Origin of the sequence: Robertkochia marina, from assembly GCF_004799345.1 — a bacterium.
GTDB classification, from domain to species: domain Bacteria; phylum Bacteroidota; class Bacteroidia; order Flavobacteriales; family Flavobacteriaceae; genus Robertkochia; species Robertkochia marina.
Genome location: NZ_SSMC01000002.1, coordinates 117,064 through 133,766, shown reverse-complemented (window position 1 = coordinate 133,766; position 16,703 = coordinate 117,064). Strand labels below are relative to the sequence as shown.

The window sequence follows — 16,703 nt, the reverse complement described above, 5'->3', positions numbered from 1 at the left end:
GGCTCGGGAATGTCTTGTTTAGATAATTCCCAAGGCGAGCCTCACTCATGCCCTCGGAAAACCGCTCGCCTTGGGGGGCGTACTTGCCTAGGCTTGGGAACAGAAAAATCAACGCCGCATAACATATGTGTATAAAGCCATTGCTTCATCCTACCAAGTACAGAATATTTTCTTAGATTAGGCTTCAGAATAAGAATGAACCTGACCGTCACGGCGGGCCAAGCTCTGCCAGAGGTAAAGGCCAACGCGCAGCTTGTCCCGCCCAGCCACAACGGTTCATACACTAGCCGTTGTGCGCAAGATTTAAAAAACACTAAAGAAACACCTAATGAGTTTTGGAGCTGGTCATGTAATGGATATGATTAACCGGATGAAACAAAACCGGGCTTTAAAACCTTCTAACAGATCAAAATTCAAAGGTGACAACAGAGAATCTATATATTCAAAAAAAGGAAAGAATTTCAAGATACCTAAGTTTAAAATTCTTCCTCCTAAAGAACTAGAAAAAGTCAAAACTCAAATTCAGCAAAACGCTGCTAAAGAAAGAAAAAAGCAAAATTTCATCTACGGAATCGCTTTAACAGTCATCACAATTCTAATTCTAGCCTTTTTTAAATGGTTAAATAAATAATCCAGCGCACAACATGAGGCTATACACAAGCGCTACATCCTACCAAGTTTCGAATATATTCATATATTGAAAATCAAAACAAACCAAAAGCTATGTGACTCGCTGCCCTGGCCCCGGCCAGAGGTAAAGGCCAACGCCACGGGCCAGGCCAGCCAACCACGCCTGTGCATAGCCCGACCGTTATGCGTCATTCTAAGAGCCGAAGGCTCTTTTTTTTAGTCGATTTTTATGGGTTGGAGTCTGATAAGACTCGAAAAAAAATGGATTTTTCGCGCTTACCATCCAGAGAATAGCCACAAGCCGTGCCCCCACCCCCGCCCATAGCTAATTGCACGGCTCGCGGGGTGTACTTGCCAGGATCCGGGGATTCCAGCTTAAATCAACGCCGCATAACTTAGGTGTATAAAGCCATTGCTACATCCTACAAGTTTCGACTATTTTCTTATATTCAACACCAGAACTAAAATGAACCGCCACTACTCGACGTGCTCAAGCTCCCCAGCCGCAAAAGGCCAAAAAGAGCTTGAGCACGCCCAGCCACAACGGTTCATACACTAGCCGTTGCCATTCATTGTAGAATCCACTCTAAACCAAAAAATAATATGAATAAAATAAGACTTATCGGATTAGCAACATTAGTTATCGGAATTATAATTCAGTTCACATTGGAAAACGATGCCGCTGATTTTATCTCTGGTATTTTAGTTGGTGTTGGAATTGGATTATTTCTAACCGGTAAAATTAGAAAGACAGCCAAATAGTTCAATCTAGAATTTGAATAAACCAACGAAAAGGCCATTAAATGAAAATCTAAGAATAAAAAAACCATAAATCCAAAAACAAAACAATAAGCTTATGAACTATATAAAAACTGGATTAATAATATCTACAATTATAATTTTCCTTTCATTTATTTTATTACAATATGATGTGTTCGAAGTAAGCACCGTTAAAGATGTCTTTATAATTCCTGCATTCGTGATTAATGTTTCGTTGATTTTTAAAATTTTCAGCGAAAAGAAGCAACCCACTAATTAATTATTCGATCGTTCGTTAGTCCGGCTCTATAGAAAAGTGTGAGTTAATCTTCTTAATCTCAAAAGCAGGAACTGAATTAAGTCGAATAAGATATTAACTGTAAACAACGAAATGGCAACATCGGCTATAGCTCATAGGCTAGTGTCGTACTTCTAAAAAAGAAAAAATATTCATGAACCAACCAGGCTATTCGTTTCCATCGTACGCATAAATCAAACCGCCCGCCACGAGCCATAGCCCCGTCGTTGGCTGTAATTTTAGAACATTAAACTTTGAATAAAAACATCATTGAAGAACTGGTATTAGAGCAAAAGAAAAGCTCTCTAAAGAATCATTTTTTTGATGCTTTATTTGTCAACACCCTTAAATACAGTGGAGAAATTCGTTCAAAAGAAATACTCCTTTGGAGAAGTTCTTCTTGGTTGAGGGGAGCGTACCCTGTATTCCACATAAAATTCAATTCGAATGATCAGTTTAGTGGGATTTCCATTGAGAAGAATCCTTACCACACAATCTTTGGAAAAATAACTTTAATTCTTCTTATAATTTTTATGTCATTTCCAATCATCGGAAGGGGATTCCAAGAAGGTTGGAAAGCATCCTTAATTATCCCCCTTTTATTTGTAATACCATTCTTGATTCTAAGAAAGCTTGAAATCATGGAGAAAAGGAATCTTATAGAAGAATTAAAAGAAACCCTTGAAGATTTAGAAAGAAAGTATTATCCAGAACGATTTAAAAACACTCCCAAAAAGAAAAAGGAAAAAGGAAAAAGAAAATCAATGGACAATTAGCAAAATAATTCTTAGAATATTTTCTTATCCACTTTGTGTCCTAATATTGTATTTCTGCTACACAACCGTCCTACCAGAAGGTAAAATATATCATGCACTTTTTCTACTTGAAATTACAGGGGCTTATCTATTAGCGGATATACTAAATATTATAAAAAAATAAAACTACAGCCAACATGAGGCTATACCCAAGCGCGGGATCCTACAAGAATTAGACTATTTTCTTTATCTTAATCTCCAGAACAAAAAAAGAAAAAAATGCACCCCGTCCAGGTTGCTGGCCTCCGCCAACGCCAAAGGCCAAAAGGTCGGCCAGCGGCCCCAACCGCGCCTGTGCATAGCCCGACCGTTGTGTGCAATACTGAAAAAATTGAGTCAAAATTTTAGCATAAAACATCAAGAACATTTTAAACTCTATGTCTTACTCAAAGACAAAATCATCTTTGAAAATGAACTGGAGAAAAATGGTATAAAATTCTATCAGGACTCAAAAGAGCAACCATATATTGATAAAGGAATCAGATACTTTTTGGCAGATAAAGACAGGGAAATTATTGATTCAATTTTAATTGAAAATAAAATTGTTGCTTCAACTGAATCCATCCCTGGATATGACTATAATGATCAAAGCAAAGTCCTGAAAATGTTCATATGGGTTTTAACTGGAATAATATTTCTAATAATTCTTTTAAGCCTAATAATGAACTAAAAATAAACAGTACAGCACACAACAAGAGGCTATACGCAAGCGCTACTTCCTACAAGTTTAGACTATTTTACATATCTTGATCATCCAAACTAAAAACAATACTATGTGCTTGCTGCCCTGGCCCCGGCCAGAGGTAAAGGCCAACGCCACGGGCCAGGCCAGCCAACCACGCCAGCGCATAGCCCGACCGTTACCCACAATATGAAAAAACCAACCGTATTAAAAATATACTCTTCATTATATCTAATAGGTTGTATCATCTTCACAATTCTTAATTACTCAAATCTAGTAAAAGAAGAAGGCTGGGGTATGGTTGGAATGATTGGTTTAATTTCAATTGGAATAATTGGATTAGTTTTAGATTTCGTTCTTACCAAAGTGATTAAAAACAAAATAACTTTAAATCTCACAGAATTATTTATTGTTCTACTGTTCTCAATTGAACTCTTAATTGAAATAAAAAAATAACATACAGTGGGTAACATAAGGCTATACCCCAGTGCTAGATCCTACAAGAATTAGACTATTTTCTTTATCTTAATCTCCAGAACAAAAAAGAAAAAATGCACCTCGTTAAGGTTGCTGGTCTCCGCCAACGCCAAAGGCCAAAAGGTCGCCCAGCCGCCCCATACCGCACCGGTGCATAGCCCGACCGTTAGGCGTAAGTCCAATAAAACACCAATACAATGAAAAAAATCAATCTACTACTTCTTACAATTTTAGCTTCAACCATCTTTAGTTGTATGAACATCACAGAAAAGCTTCAATTATTAGATACTTTAAAAGAAAGTATTTCAAGTAATTTAGAAACTGAAGATGTCGATTTAGAATTAATTAACAATGAGGAACTTGTGGTAGTACTAAAAGATTCTAAATTTCAAGATTATAGTACTGATGAAAAAAGAAACTTATCCTACGAAATAGGTCAAATGGTTTCTAACCTAGAAATAGAACTTGAAAATGGACAAGTACAATTTTTAACTGAAGAAAAACAAGGATTTTTCAAAACAAGTGATGGGGAATCTTTTGACATGTTCAAATAAGAAAAAAGAATGACCTCCGCCTAACATCGGCTATACCCAAGCGCTGCTTTTCTGTAAGAATTAGACTATTTTCTGTATCTTGATATCCACAACCAAAAAAAAGAAAATCGGCTTTGCATCCTGGTTGCTGGCCTCCGCCAACGCCAAAGGCCAAAAGGTCGGCCAGCTAACCCAGACCGCGCCTGTGCATAGCCCTGCCGTTGTAGCCCATTATGAAAGAAAATATAATAAGGACAATTTTTTGGCTTTTTGTAATTGGGATATTCGTCTATGTAACAGTTGACCACTTTAAGACAAAAAAGCAGGTAATGAATAATCCTCAAAATGTAATTGCCACAATTTCGGGAATCAAAAATGGCGTAAGAGGTAGTAAACGAATAACTTTTTCATATACATACAAAGACAGCGTTTACAAATCATATTCAAGAATTCCCCTATCCTTTAGAGGGTGGTGTGAAAAAAGAAATAAATGCAAAGGGTTAAAGTTTGAAATTACCATTAATAAGGATAACCCTAAACAACTTTTAGCAGATTGGGATAGTATTTTCGAGCATAAAAAATTTATCAAAAACCCATGACCCCTCTTTAAATTAATTTTGTCGTTTGACTGAAATAATAAAATAACGGGCTACAACATCGGCTATATCTCATGGCTAGTGTATTACTTCTAAAAAAGAAAAAAATATTCATGAACTCAACCAGGCTACTAGTTTCCATCGGACGCATCAACCAACCCGCCCGCCACGAGCCATAGCCACACCGTTGTGTGTAATTTTTAAAAAAAAGCCTATGGAGTATTTATCTGAAAAAGGAGGAAAAACAAAGTTATATTTTATCATCACGATAAATATTTTGATCTTAGGTTTCATGATAATCTCCTTTGTTCTGGATGAAAAATATCCTCAGGCAATATTGTTCGGATTAGTATTTATTTCCCTGTTCCTTGTTGGAAAGTACGTAACCAAAATTCAAAAAATCCAGACCATTTTCTTTGATGAAGAAAAATATTATATCAATTCAAAAAGTACTTGGCATCTTAAATCTGATCTTATAAAAATTGAAAACAATTTTCTTTCTGCCAGTTACATCGAGTTCAAAGGTGGTATTCGATATTATTTTCTAGGAAAACCTCCATGGAAAAAGCTTGGCTTTTTTACTCCCTCGGACTTAATTGACTAAAAAAACTACACACAACTTCGGCTATACACAAGCGCTAACATTCTTACAAGTTTCGACTATATTACTTATCTTCAAATTTAAAACAAACCAAACGCTATGTGCTCGCTGCCCTGGCCTCCTCCAAAGCAAAAGGCCCAAAGGTCAGCCAGGCCAGCCAACCACGCCAGTGCATAGCCCGACCGTTATGCGTCATTCTAAGTGCCGAAGGCACTTTTTTATAGTCGATTTTTAAGAGGGGGAGTCTGATAAGACTCGAAAAATTTTTGACTTTTTTCGCGCTCACCTCCCAGAGAATAGCCACAAGCCGTGCCCCCACCCCCGCCCATAGCTAATTGCACGGCTCGCGGGGTGTACTTGCCAGGATCCGGGGATTCCAGCTTAAATCAACGCCGCATAACTTAGGTGTATAAAGCCATTGCTACATCCTACAAGTTTCGACTATTTTCTTATATTGATCACCAGAACTAAAATGAACCTCCACAACTAGGCGCCTCAAGCTCCCCAGCCGCAAAAGGCCAAAAATGGCTTGAGCCGCCCAACCACAACGGTTCATACACTGACCGTTACCTGCAATATTGAAAAACACATTTTACTTCATAATAACATTTGCCTTTCTATCGTGTAAGTCAGCTCAAAAAGTTGAAGACATTTATATCGATGAATATATAACTCTATGTTTCGAAAATGAGTTATTTAAAAGAGTAAATCTTTTTAATGAGGAAGTTCCTAAACATTTCGTTGACTCTCTGATTAATATGCATACTCATTTTGAAACCTTTTTAATTAATGAAAAAGTTCTAAATGACGATTCAAAAAATTCATACAAAAAGTTATTTGAGGATTTAGAAAATCAGAAAATCAACATGGAAGAAATCAAGACTAACTTTATTGAAAAACTGAAATTTTATCCTGATCCCATATTCGAAGGCGGTGGAACCCAAATACCGAAAGTTTGCATTGCAAATGCTTATTTAAAATATGATTTATATAAAAAAGGGTCATGGAGGTACAATCTTATACTTGCTATGGACGGAGATTCTCCAGGAATTAAATCAAAGTATATTGAGACTCAACATAAGATTATCAATACAATTCCTGACAATAAATTTAATATAATGGTTTACAAGGCATATCTCTTGAATTACTTATACTTAGGTCTTTATAATGACAAATAATACTGCAGGTAACATGAGGCTATACCCCAGTGCTAGATCCTACAAGAATTAGACTATTTTCTTTATCTTAATCTCCTGAACAAAAAAGAAAAAATGCACCTCGTTAAGGTTGCTGGTCTCCTCCAACGCCACCCCAAATGACCTCGCAAGCGAGCTCAAGGGGCAGGAAGGCCAAAAGGTCGCCCAGCTGCCCCATACCACACCGGTGCATAGCCCGACCGTTGTACGCAATTATTGGGCTAAACAATTATCCTAAAAATTAATGGAAGTAACGTATTATCATAAAAACACTAATTACAAATGGTACGTACTTGGCTGTATTACTTCCTTGGTGGTAATAACCTATCTCCTTTGGACATTTTTGAAAAATCCTGATTCACATACATGGTGGTTACTGCCTACTAAAAATTCAGTAATTACTTTCTCAATAATTGGGTTAATTATTTTACTGTTTACAATTTGGGTCCTTTTTAAACTTTTAACTAAAAAAGGACATGTAAAAATAGACAGTCACGGTATTTACAATGACTTTTTCTTATCCAATAAGAAACAGATTAATTGGAATGAAATTGAGAAAATTGATACCATTAATCATAACCATAATCAGTACTTAGCGATCTATTTAAAGAATCAAAATTTGATTGAAAATACAGGATTAAACTATCTGGCAAGCAAAATAAATATTTCAACATTTGGAACAAGCCATATAATGATCACTAGTATATTGAATTGCACATATGATGAATTATTCAATGAAATTTCAAAAAGATTCGAACAACAGAAAAAATAAATTAAACCAATAAATAAGAGCTTAATATGCAATAACAGCGTACAACATGAGGCTATACCCAAGCCCTAGCTTTTCGTAAGAATTAGACTATTTTTTCTATCTTCAAATCCAGAACAAAAAGAAAAAAATGCACCACGTCCAGGTTGCTGGCCTCCTCCAACGCCACCCCAAATGACCTCGCAAGCGAGCTCAAGGGGCAGGAAGGCCAAAAGGTCGCCCAGCTGCCCCATACCGCACCGGTGCATAGCCCGACCGTTGTACAAAATTTTCATTAAAATTTACGACTCAGAATTTTGAGTCTAAGATGTTATTCGATTGAGTTATCAAAATAGATTTTACCATCTTTCATTACAAAAACAACATCTTCAATTGAATTTAAAAAATCATTTTGCAAATCTCCATTTATGGCGATAATATCAGCATAAGATTCTGGACTTAAAGACCCTATTTCATTTTCTTTATTAAAACTTTTAGCAGCCAAATAAGTTGCCGACTGTAGAATATTTAGCGGTTTCATTCCAGATTCATAATAGGCTTTAAACATGTCCCGTGAAGAAACTCCACGAGGAACCTGAATATCAGTATAATTATCAGAACCGGCAACGATCATAACTTTCTTATCTATCGCTTTCATCAATCTTTCTCGCATATCCTTCATATATCTATCTAACCAGGAAAGTTTATCAGGGTCTTTTCCTTGTAGCTCATAATAGGTTCTCATATAATGTAGGCTGTTCTCGGTTGGAACCAAAAATACATTTTTATCCGCCATAAGACTGAGTGTGGAATCAGCAATAAAAAATCCATGCTCAATTCCGTCAACGCCTGCTTTTATTGCATCCCAAGCAGACTGGTTGGTGACTGAATGAGCTGTAACAGTTAACCCAGATCTATGCGCAGTTTTTACAATAGATTCCATTTCAGGAATAGTTAGTTTAGTATTATTTGGAAGGTTATCAGCACAAATTTTTATCAAATCAACACCTTGATTAATATGCTCACTAACTGCGTTTATAGCGTCTGCGGGACCTTTAATTATTCGGTATTCCTCTTCCACGATTTCCTGGTACTTCTTTCGAACACCATAGATCTGCCCACCTTGTCCAGACATAATTTGGCCCGCAGCAAAAATACGAGGACCTTCTATAGAGCCTTCATTAATTGCGTCTCGTAATGCCACATCTAAAAACTCACCAGAATTTCCCAGATCCTTTATAGTAGTAATTCCAACATCAAGATATGATTTGGCTCTTTCGACACCTCTCAAGGTTCTTAAGGCTGGGCTTTCTAAAACCAAGGTACTAATACTATGTTCTGCAAAATCTTCCAACGGTTCCTGGTCGAATAAAACATGAGTATGAGAATCAATTAATCCTGGAAGAACTGTATAATCGCTTAGGTCTATAACTTTAGACCCCTTTGGTATATTAATTCTATGTCCAACTTTGGTGATTTTATTTCCTTCAATATGAATCATCCTATCTTTCAATAATTTATTTTCTTGGCTATCATAAAATAAACCAGCTATAATAAATGTTTCGGCTTCTTGGGCTTTAATTGTGGGAGACAGAAATAGTAGAAGAAAAATAAAAGTAGATGTAATACGAATCATTTAAAAATTTGAAATTAAGAAGTAAAGTGTAAGATTAATCGCTATAAATAAAAATAAAGATAGGAAAACTTTGTACAACATGAGGCTATACCCAAGCGCTGCTTTTCTGTAAGAATTAGACTATTTTTTCTATCTTCAAATCCAGAACAAAAAGAAAAAAATGCACCACGTCTTGGTTGCTGGCCTCCTCCAACGCCAAAGGCCCAAAGCTCGGCCAGCTGCCCCCACCCGCGCCAGTGCATAGCCCGACCGTTATGCGTCATTCTAAGTGCCGAAGGCACTTTTTTATAGTCGATTTTTAAGTGGGGGAGTCTGATAAGACTCGAAAAATTTTTGACTTTTTTCGCGCTCACCTCCCAGAGAATAGCCGCAAGCCGTGCCCCCACCCTCGCCCACAGCTAATTGCACGCCTCGCGGGGTGTACTTGCCAGGATCCGGGGATTCCAGCTTAAATCAACGCCGCATAACTTAGGTGTATAAAGCCATTGCTACTTCCTACAAGTTTCGACTATTTTCTTATATTCAACACCAGAACTAAAATGAACCGCCACTACTCGGCGGCTCAAGCTCCCCAGCCGCAAAAGGCCAAAAAGAGCTTGAGCACGCCCAGCCACAACGGTTCATACACTAGCCGTTGTGCAGCATTTACCAGAAAAATTTGACTAAATACAATCTGATATTAGCCTTTCTTTTAATTCCAATTTTAAGTTGGAGTCAGCATCAAATTTCTGGGGTAGTAATATCAAAAAACGAAAATACTCCGATACCAGGTGTAATAATTCTCGAAAAAGGAACAAAAAATGGCACCCAAACGGATTTGGAGGGCCACTTTAAATTTGAAGTATCAGATCCGTACGTAACCTTAGTTTTCTCTTATGTAGGAATGTTATCGAAAGAATATAAACTTGAAGGAGAAAATAATATCACAGTAAAGACAAAATGGGATTGTAACAAAGATTTCTTTGATGCGAATCAAATTAGTATTTACGGACAGAGTGGCTTAATAAATAATCCAATTGGTGGCAAAATTGAATTATCCTCACCTTACATATTTTTCGGAGGAGTATTAGAAGTTAGTTACAGCTATCAGACAAATACTAAAGAAAACATTTTCCAAGAAGGTAGCTTAGAATTTAAACACCCAATATCGACCTGTGATTTTGATTTTGATTTCCGAGCTAATTATAGAGAATTCGAATATGACCGGAAGTTAAATAGTAAATCCTATTCTTTTGAAACCGACCTTAATCTTTCAAGAATTAGTTTTATTGCAGGTTATAGTCATTTAGATTTTAATGATTTAGATACTGGTAAAAAAAATAATTCTTCTGGATTTTTAATTGGCTTAAGCACTAATATTGGGAGACCACTTTATCCAGAAGTAGTTGGAAAAATTTCGATTTACAATAATAATATCGAGTACTTCGGTAAAATTCAAGGTGCATACAAACGATTCTTAATATTTCTAAAATATTATAAATTAAGTTCCTTTAATGAGTTAAGTCTTGGAATAGGATATAACTTAAATTATTAGTTCTAAGTGTAAACGCAGCACAACATGAGGCTATACCCCAGTGCTAGATCCTACAAGAATTAGACTATTTTCTTTATCTTAATCTCCAGAACAAAAAAGAAAAAATGCACCTCGTTAAGGTTGCTGGTCTCCGCCAACGTCAAAGGCCAAAAGGTCGCCCAGCGGCCCCATACCACACCGGTGCATAGCCCGACCGTTAGCGGTAATATGAAAAAAGTCATATTCTATATATTCATTATTAGTGTCCTTTGTAGCTGTACATCCAATACTCGGAAAACATTTTCTGAAATTGAGATACTGAATGATGTTTTCTTAGACTTAATTGGAACCCAATATTATTATGAAGAACTCCCTATTCCTCCCTTACCATTAGAATATGCCGAAAATAAACAGGATTCTTTAAGGTACAAGATTCAAAAAGAACAATTCGATGAGGCATATGATAATCCTAAGTTAGACAGTTCAAAATTGGTAATAGGAATACTACCTTCATTCATTAACCCAAAACAGGCATTTGAATATTGGAATCCGAAACAGGAATCATTTCCGCGGATTCACTATTCGCCAGAATTACACTCGAAAGAATTTGATCAACTTCTTACCAAGATGGTTGATAGTACAGATTTTAATCCAGGAAAAATAGAATTGAATGCTTTAAAGAATAAAGGAAGATATATTATTAAAGATTTAGCAATACTTGCCAGTCAAGATCCAGAATATTGGAAAAGCCCTGATTACCGATACATTGGCTCAATTCGCTTTTCAGACTTTAAGATTAATAAAAACAATGATAAGGCGATTTTTTACTATTCTATGCCTTGTGGACGATTATGTGGTTCAGGAGAATTAATATTTTGCGTTAAATCAAATGGAAAATGGAAGATTGCCGATACAATCCAGCTTTGGGTTTCATAAATACTACCGCTAACATGAGGCTATACCCAAGCGCTATCATTCCTACAAGTTTCGACTATATTCATTATCTTCAAATCCACAACTAAACCAAAGCTATGTGCTTGCTGTCCTGTTCTCCTCCAACGCCAAAGGCCAAAAGGTCGCCCAGGCCAGCCACCCACGCCTGTGCATAGCCCAACCGTTGTGCCTCATATTGAAAACTGGACGGAAAGAAATTATGCGAATTAAAAATATCATATATCTAACTCTTGTTATGGGGATTCTAACAGGTTGTTTGAATATGAATGAACCAAAAGATCAAGCAAAATACATCAGCTGTTACAACTCATTTGATTCTTCATTGGTAAATCTTATACCAAAAAAAATTCCAAACAGTTATTTAAGTTTAGGATATGCTTCTCTTGATTATTTCAATGGGATAGATGATTATGCTGGAATGTACATAACAACAAGAATTACAAATGTGGATGAACTAAACTTAATAAGGGCTAAATATTCCAAAGAGGCAAAATCAATAAAACATTCTTTGGACAGTAGTTTAATTGTAATAAACACGTATGGAAAACTGGAAAATAGTGTTCAAGGCAATTATAACAGCGAGGCCCCCATACCAGTGCCGCAGTATGCGATTTGTGAACCAAATGAATCGACTCATTTATGGGAAAGGATTAAAGACTTGGAGATAATTATAGTTGATTATCGATTTACAGATTTATTGAAACGACCTGATTCAAAAAAAAGAAAGGATTTACCAGAGGAATTATCAACTGGGTTTTCAAAAGGAATAACAATAAATAAAACTAATATGACCCTCCAAAAATGGGTTATAGTTTGGTGAAATTAATATGGAGTTTAAAGGATTTTTTAAAAAGTACGTCATTTTATTACTAGCCTATTTGTTAGTAGTAAGGTTTATTCAACCATATGGATTGAAGTTATACTATACTGCAATCAACAATCCGATTGACAATCCGAACACGATTGAATTAATACAGTCAATAACTTCCCTAGTTGGGTTCCTGATTAATTTAATTGTGGTAGTTTTTATGATTGTGGATATCAAATCAAAAAGACTAATTGATTGGCTATTAATTTCAGTTACTTTCCTTAGCCCAGAAATTGGAATCACATTATTTATGGTGTGGAAAAATTATAAAATGAGGTAAAAAAATACGAGGCACAACATGAGGCTATACCCAAGCGCTATCACTCCTACAAGAATTAGACTATTTTCTTTATCTTAATCTCCAGAACAAAAAAGAAAAAATGCACCTCGTTAAGGTTGCTGGTCTCCGCCAACGCCAAAGGCCCAAAGCTCGGCCAGCTGCCTCCACCCGCGCCAGTGCATAGCCCTGCCGTTGTAGCACATTAAAAAGAAATTAAATGAAAATGACCACATATATAATTATTGGAGCAGCAATACTTATCGCTTCTGGAATTTTTGTTGCTTGTAATCCGAAAAGTGAATCAAAGGAAAATACAACAGTTGCACAATCTGAAGAGAAAACGGAACAAAAAGAAAATCCATTTGACGGACTTAGAGAAATGGCTCTATACGTAACAGCTGAACAACTTGGAATTGAAACACCTGAAGGAGAAACGAAAGTTTATGGAATTGTCATGGATTGGGATTTAGGGGATAGAATCGCAACTGTATCTGCCTATGAAACAGGTGATGCAAGTATGTATTTAAGTTCAGGAGGCGGAGTGATTGGAGGTGGACAACACGAAAATGTAAGACAAGCAGTTTCCCCTTATATTCAACTCGGACAAGAATTTCTATCTAAATCAGAACAAACTAAATCTACTCCTTTACCTGACAAGGGCTGCGTAAGGTTTTATTTTCTAACCAATAATGGAACCTATTACGCTCAAGAGACCTTGAAAAACATTGAAAACGAAAATTCAGATTGGCTAAAACTGTTCGAAGAAGCGAATAAAGTATTGACTGAATTAAGACTAACATCAGAACAAAAATAAAACGTGCTACAACAAGAGGCTATACCCCAGTGCTAGATCCTACAAGAATTAGACTATTTTCTTTATCTTAATCTCCAGAACAAAAAAAAGAATGCACCTCGTTAAGGTTGCTGCACTCCTCCAACGCCAAAGGCCAAAAGGTCGCCCAGCTGCCCCATACCGCACCGGTGCATAGCCCGACCGTTACCATACATTTGAGAAAAACAGTTCTAATATTATTTTTTAGTCTTTTGACAAACTTTGTGATTTCACAGGAAATTCACTCTGAATACGTTTTCGAAAAAGAAAGAACTAAATCAAAAATTGGCGGCGGAATAAAATGGAATTATATCGACTCTGACAGTTTAGTACTTTACGAAAACGGAACTTTTCATCGGACTAAATTCTATCATTATCACGAAATAATTTATTCGGAATTAAAAGGAGAATGGAAAATTAAAAATGACACTCTGATTCTGAATATAAAACTGGAGAAAGAAAGTAAATCGGACAAAAATTGGACTGAAATCAATTCGAACATAAGTTACAGAATAAGAAAACGGAAAATAAAACCAATAAACGGATACGAATTTTGGGCAACTCGGAATTTGAAACGTGTGAAAAAATAAAAACGTATGGTAACATGAGGCTATACGCAAGCGCTACATTTCTTACAAGTTTTAACTATTTTCTCTATCTTAAACTCCAGTAAAAAACCAAAGCTATGTGCTCGCTGCCCTGTTCTCCTCCAACGCCAAAGGCCAAAGGGTCGCCCAGGCCAGCCAACCACGCCAGCGCATAGCCCGACCGTTATGCACAAGCGAGAAAAAGTCCCGTTTACCAAAAAACATAATTTCCTTATCTTTGACTAAAGCCCAATTTGATGGATCTTCAATCTCGAAAATTAGAATTTATTCAGGAGTTCCTTAAACTTCAAAGTGAAGAAGCAATTTCTAAGCTGGAAAAACTTTTGAAAAAAGAAAGGAACTCAGCTGAAGAGAATGAAATTTCTCCAATGTCCATCGAAGAGTTCAACAACAGGATTGACCAGTCTTTAAAAGACTCAAAAGAAGGTCGTGTAAAATCAAGTAAAGAACTCAAATCTGAAATCAATAAATGGGCTTAGAAATTTATTGGACTTCCTTCGCTACAGACGAACTCAAATCAATTTTCGACTATCATAAGGAAAAAGCAAGCCTTAAGGTTGCACGGAAAATTGTGAACGGCATTTTCGAAGAGACTACCAAATTAGAAGATCAACCAGAAATTGGCCCTGAGGAACCTCTACTTAAAGACCGGAATTTGAACTTCAGATATCTAGTTCACAAAAACTATAAAATTATTTACAGGATTGACCACACGAGAAACAGAATTGAAATAAATGATGTTTTCGATACTCGTCAAAATCCTGTGAAAATGAAAAGAAAAAAATAATCGCCAGTGCATAACATGAGGCTATACCCCAGTGCTAGATCCTATAAGAATTAGACTATTTTCTTTATCTTAATCTCCTGACTAAAAAAGAAAAAATGCACCTCGTTAAGGTTGCTGGTCTCCTCCCCTGCCTGCCGGCAGGCAGGAACGCCAAAGGCCAAACCTCCTTCACAAGTTCCGGAGGTTGAGAAAGGTCAGCCAGACCAGCCAACCACACCGGTGCATAGCCCGACCGTAGCCCATTAGGAAAAATCCCAGATGAATAAAATCATTACCCTAATATTAATTTCAATCTTCTTAGCATCCTGCAATCTTGATGAGAAAAAGATTGATCAACTTTCAATTGCAACGGAATATTATAGTGCTTTAGATAAATCCAACTACTCAGAAATAGATCTATGGTTTTCAGATAGTCTAGCAATAAAAGAAGAAGCATATGAACAGGTCTATTCTCAAGAGGAATACATTGAATTTTTAAAATGGGATTCAACTTTTAACCCTAGCTATGAAATCCTTGAAATTGAGAAAATTGAAAAGGGTATAAAGGCTAAAATCTCTAAATCTGATAAAAGGATTCAATTCCTTCACAAGGAACCATTTATAACAAATCAGACAATTAAGTTTGATAAAAATAAAATCACTAGTGTAGAAATTGAATATGTAAACTTCAATGACTCCATCTGGGAAATTAACAAAAATCAACTCTTGAATTGGATTGATCAGAATCATCCGGAATTGAATGGATTCATTTATGATCAAACAAAAAATGGAGGAAAGAAATTTCTAAGAGCTATGGAACTGTATAAAAACAAAAACTAACGGGATACAACATGAGGCTATACCCAAGCGCGGCATCCTACAAGAATTAGACTATTTTCTTTATCTTAATCTCCAGAACAAAAAAGAATAAATGCACCTCGTTAAGGTTGCTGGCCTCCTCCCCTGCCTGCCGGCAGGCAGGAACGCCAAAGGCCAAACCTCCTTCACAAGTTCCGGAGGTTGAGAAAGGTCAGCCAGGCCGGCCAACCACGCCAGCGCATAGCCCGACCGTTGTAGCACATTATGAAAACCCAACTGTTGCAAAAAATATTTAATTCAATAAACCACTATTAACCAATTAACTAATTCATTATGAACTTAAGAATGATTACTGCATCTCTGATTTTACTATGCATTACCATTGTAGGATGCAAACAACAAGAAGAAAAAATAGAAATAGTAGAGACTCAAGTAGACATCATTAACGATGAGTTTCCTGAGAAAAAACAGGAAGTAAAAGCAGTACTGGATAGTTTATTTCTTAGCATTCAGAACAAAGACATCGATGAATTGCTTTCCTATCATTTGTATTCAGATAAATTTACAGAATTTCGTGATGGTCTTCATAGAACTGGCTCATCTGAAAATGAGCAATATGAAAGACAATTAATCAACAACATCTCTTCTTTTGATTATAATCTCGGAGACTTGAAAATTGATGTATTTAATGATGTTGCCGTTGTGACTTTCAACGCTGATTTTCGCCCAACAATAGGAGAAGACATTGTTCAATTATGGCGCCAAGGAACCATGGTCTTTGTAAAAAACGAAGGCGTTTGGAGAATTACACACGAACACTTTTCACCAATGAATATGGAGGAAGAAAAAAATCAATAACGTGCTACAACAAGAGGCTATGCCCACCTGTTTGCCGGAAGGATTTCCACCCGAACAGGGATGGCAGGAGCGCCACCTAAAATGACCTCGTAAGCGAGCTCAAGGGGCAGGAAGGCCAAACCGCCTTCAAAAGTTCCGGAGGTTGAGAAATGTCGGCCAGCTGCTACCTCCCGATCCCGACGCTTCGGGACGGGACACGCCAGCGCATAACCCGACCGTTAGCAAGAATATCTG

General features: G+C 36.7%; 19 protein-coding genes. 18 read left to right on the top strand and 1 reads right to left on the bottom strand.

What is annotated here, in order from left to right; translation table 11 throughout:
* Window positions 1–328 precede the first annotated feature (328 nt).
* The 10 genes from E7Z59_RS07085 (at window position 329) to E7Z59_RS07045 (ending at window position 7,359) form a co-directional block, all read left to right on the top strand.
* Window positions 329–631, top strand: a complete 303-nt coding sequence (locus E7Z59_RS07085; protein ID WP_136335625.1) for a hypothetical protein — start codon at window positions 329–331, stop codon at window positions 629–631.
* 602 nt (window positions 632–1,233) lie between these two features.
* Window positions 1,234–1,392 (top strand): hypothetical protein, encoded by a 159-nt coding sequence (locus tag E7Z59_RS15220; protein ID WP_168731254.1) that lies wholly within the window; start codon window positions 1,234–1,236, stop codon window positions 1,390–1,392.
* A gap of 549 nt (window positions 1,393–1,941) precedes the next feature.
* Window positions 1,942–2,463, top strand: coding sequence for a hypothetical protein (locus tag E7Z59_RS07080; RefSeq protein WP_136335624.1), 522 nt, complete (start codon window positions 1,942–1,944; stop codon window positions 2,461–2,463).
* Window positions 2,464–2,833: 370 nt separating this feature from the next.
* On the top strand, window positions 2,834–3,172 hold the full coding sequence (locus E7Z59_RS07075; RefSeq protein WP_136335623.1) for a hypothetical protein: 339 nt from the start codon (window positions 2,834–2,836) through the stop codon (window positions 3,170–3,172).
* A gap of 105 nt (window positions 3,173–3,277) precedes the next feature.
* Window positions 3,278–3,640: a hypothetical protein gene (locus E7Z59_RS07070; protein ID WP_136335622.1), complete on the top strand. Its 363-nt coding sequence runs from the start codon at window positions 3,278–3,280 to the stop codon at window positions 3,638–3,640.
* A 218-nt stretch (window positions 3,641–3,858) separates the two neighbouring features.
* A complete protein-coding gene (locus E7Z59_RS07065) occupies window positions 3,859–4,215 on the top strand; it encodes a hypothetical protein (RefSeq protein WP_136335621.1) in 357 nt (118 codons plus the stop codon).
* A gap of 308 nt (window positions 4,216–4,523) precedes the next feature.
* Window positions 4,524–4,793, top strand: a complete 270-nt coding sequence (locus tag E7Z59_RS07060) for a hypothetical protein (protein ID WP_136335620.1) — start codon at window positions 4,524–4,526, stop codon at window positions 4,791–4,793.
* Between the two features lie 211 nt (window positions 4,794–5,004).
* The gene (locus tag E7Z59_RS07055) at window positions 5,005–5,394 is read left to right on the top strand and encodes a hypothetical protein (protein WP_136335619.1); all 390 of its coding nucleotides are present in this window, start codon (window positions 5,005–5,007) and stop codon (window positions 5,392–5,394) included.
* A 575-nt stretch (window positions 5,395–5,969) separates the two neighbouring features.
* Entirely contained in the window at window positions 5,970–6,569 is a 600-nt protein-coding gene (locus E7Z59_RS07050; RefSeq protein ID WP_136335618.1) for a hypothetical protein, read from the top strand.
* A 262-nt stretch (window positions 6,570–6,831) separates the two neighbouring features.
* A complete protein-coding gene (locus tag E7Z59_RS07045; RefSeq protein ID WP_136335617.1) occupies window positions 6,832–7,359 on the top strand; it encodes an STM3941 family protein in 528 nt (175 codons plus the stop codon).
* Between the two features lie 307 nt (window positions 7,360–7,666).
* On the opposite strand, the gene E7Z59_RS07040 is transcribed toward E7Z59_RS07045, so the two are convergent.
* Window positions 7,667–8,971, bottom strand: coding sequence for an amidohydrolase family protein (locus tag E7Z59_RS07040; RefSeq protein WP_136335616.1), 1,305 nt, complete (start codon window positions 8,969–8,971; stop codon window positions 7,667–7,669).
* A 658-nt stretch (window positions 8,972–9,629) separates the two neighbouring features.
* On the opposite strand from E7Z59_RS07040, the gene E7Z59_RS07035 reads away from it, so the two are divergent.
* The 8 genes from E7Z59_RS07035 (at window position 9,630) to E7Z59_RS07000 (ending at window position 16,469) form a co-directional block, all read left to right on the top strand.
* On the top strand, window positions 9,630–10,505 hold the full coding sequence (locus E7Z59_RS07035) for a carboxypeptidase-like regulatory domain-containing protein (RefSeq protein WP_168731253.1): 876 nt from the start codon (window positions 9,630–9,632) through the stop codon (window positions 10,503–10,505).
* A 207-nt stretch (window positions 10,506–10,712) separates the two neighbouring features.
* Window positions 10,713–11,420 carry a hypothetical protein gene (locus tag E7Z59_RS07030; RefSeq protein ID WP_136335614.1) on the top strand — a complete coding sequence of 236 codons (708 nt, stop codon included), beginning with the start codon at window positions 10,713–10,715 and terminating at the stop codon, window positions 11,418–11,420.
* A 280-nt stretch (window positions 11,421–11,700) separates the two neighbouring features.
* The gene (locus E7Z59_RS07025; protein ID WP_136335613.1) at window positions 11,701–12,258 is read left to right on the top strand and encodes a hypothetical protein; all 558 of its coding nucleotides are present in this window, start codon (window positions 11,701–11,703) and stop codon (window positions 12,256–12,258) included.
* A gap of 545 nt (window positions 12,259–12,803) precedes the next feature.
* Entirely contained in the window at window positions 12,804–13,400 is a 597-nt protein-coding gene (locus E7Z59_RS07020) for a hypothetical protein (protein ID WP_136335612.1), read from the top strand.
* 862 nt (window positions 13,401–14,262) lie between these two features.
* Window positions 14,263–14,505, top strand: a complete 243-nt coding sequence (locus E7Z59_RS07015) for a hypothetical protein (protein ID WP_136335611.1) — start codon at window positions 14,263–14,265, stop codon at window positions 14,503–14,505.
* Complete coding sequence (locus tag E7Z59_RS07010) at window positions 14,496–14,813, top strand: type II toxin-antitoxin system RelE/ParE family toxin (RefSeq protein WP_136335610.1); 318 nt, start codon at window positions 14,496–14,498, stop codon at window positions 14,811–14,813. Before E7Z59_RS07015 ends, E7Z59_RS07010 begins: the two co-directional genes overlap by 10 nt.
* Before the next feature lie 258 nt (window positions 14,814–15,071).
* Window positions 15,072–15,632 (top strand): hypothetical protein, encoded by a 561-nt coding sequence (locus E7Z59_RS07005; RefSeq protein WP_136335609.1) that lies wholly within the window; start codon window positions 15,072–15,074, stop codon window positions 15,630–15,632.
* Between the two features lie 312 nt (window positions 15,633–15,944).
* The gene (locus tag E7Z59_RS07000; protein WP_136335608.1) at window positions 15,945–16,469 is read left to right on the top strand and encodes a nuclear transport factor 2 family protein; all 525 of its coding nucleotides are present in this window, start codon (window positions 15,945–15,947) and stop codon (window positions 16,467–16,469) included.
* Window positions 16,470–16,703: the final 234 nt, after the last annotated feature.

Coding starts and splice junctions, on each gene's coding strand:
- E7Z59_RS07000 (WP_136335608.1), top strand. CDS start 15,945: ATGAACTTAAGAATGATTACTGCATCTCTGATTTTACTATGCATTACC.
- E7Z59_RS07065 (WP_136335621.1), top strand. CDS start 3,859: ATGAAAAAAATCAATCTACTACTTCTTACAATTTTAGCTTCAACCATC.
- E7Z59_RS07040 (WP_136335616.1), bottom strand. CDS start 8,971: ATGATTCGTATTACATCTACTTTTATTTTTCTTCTACTATTTCTGTCT.
- E7Z59_RS07085 (WP_136335625.1), top strand. CDS start 329: ATGAGTTTTGGAGCTGGTCATGTAATGGATATGATTAACCGGATGAAA.
- E7Z59_RS15220 (WP_168731254.1), top strand. CDS start 1,234: ATGAATAAAATAAGACTTATCGGATTAGCAACATTAGTTATCGGAATT.
- E7Z59_RS07005 (WP_136335609.1), top strand. CDS start 15,072: ATGAATAAAATCATTACCCTAATATTAATTTCAATCTTCTTAGCATCC.
- E7Z59_RS07020 (WP_136335612.1), top strand. CDS start 12,804: ATGAAAATGACCACATATATAATTATTGGAGCAGCAATACTTATCGCT.
- E7Z59_RS07055 (WP_136335619.1), top strand. CDS start 5,005: ATGGAGTATTTATCTGAAAAAGGAGGAAAAACAAAGTTATATTTTATC.
- E7Z59_RS07030 (WP_136335614.1), top strand. CDS start 10,713: ATGAAAAAAGTCATATTCTATATATTCATTATTAGTGTCCTTTGTAGC.
- E7Z59_RS07025 (WP_136335613.1), top strand. CDS start 11,701: ATGAATGAACCAAAAGATCAAGCAAAATACATCAGCTGTTACAACTCA.
- E7Z59_RS07060 (WP_136335620.1), top strand. CDS start 4,524: ATGAATAATCCTCAAAATGTAATTGCCACAATTTCGGGAATCAAAAAT.
- E7Z59_RS07010 (WP_136335610.1), top strand. CDS start 14,496: ATGGGCTTAGAAATTTATTGGACTTCCTTCGCTACAGACGAACTCAAA.
- E7Z59_RS07045 (WP_136335617.1), top strand. CDS start 6,832: ATGGAAGTAACGTATTATCATAAAAACACTAATTACAAATGGTACGTA.
- E7Z59_RS07015 (WP_136335611.1), top strand. CDS start 14,263: ATGGATCTTCAATCTCGAAAATTAGAATTTATTCAGGAGTTCCTTAAA.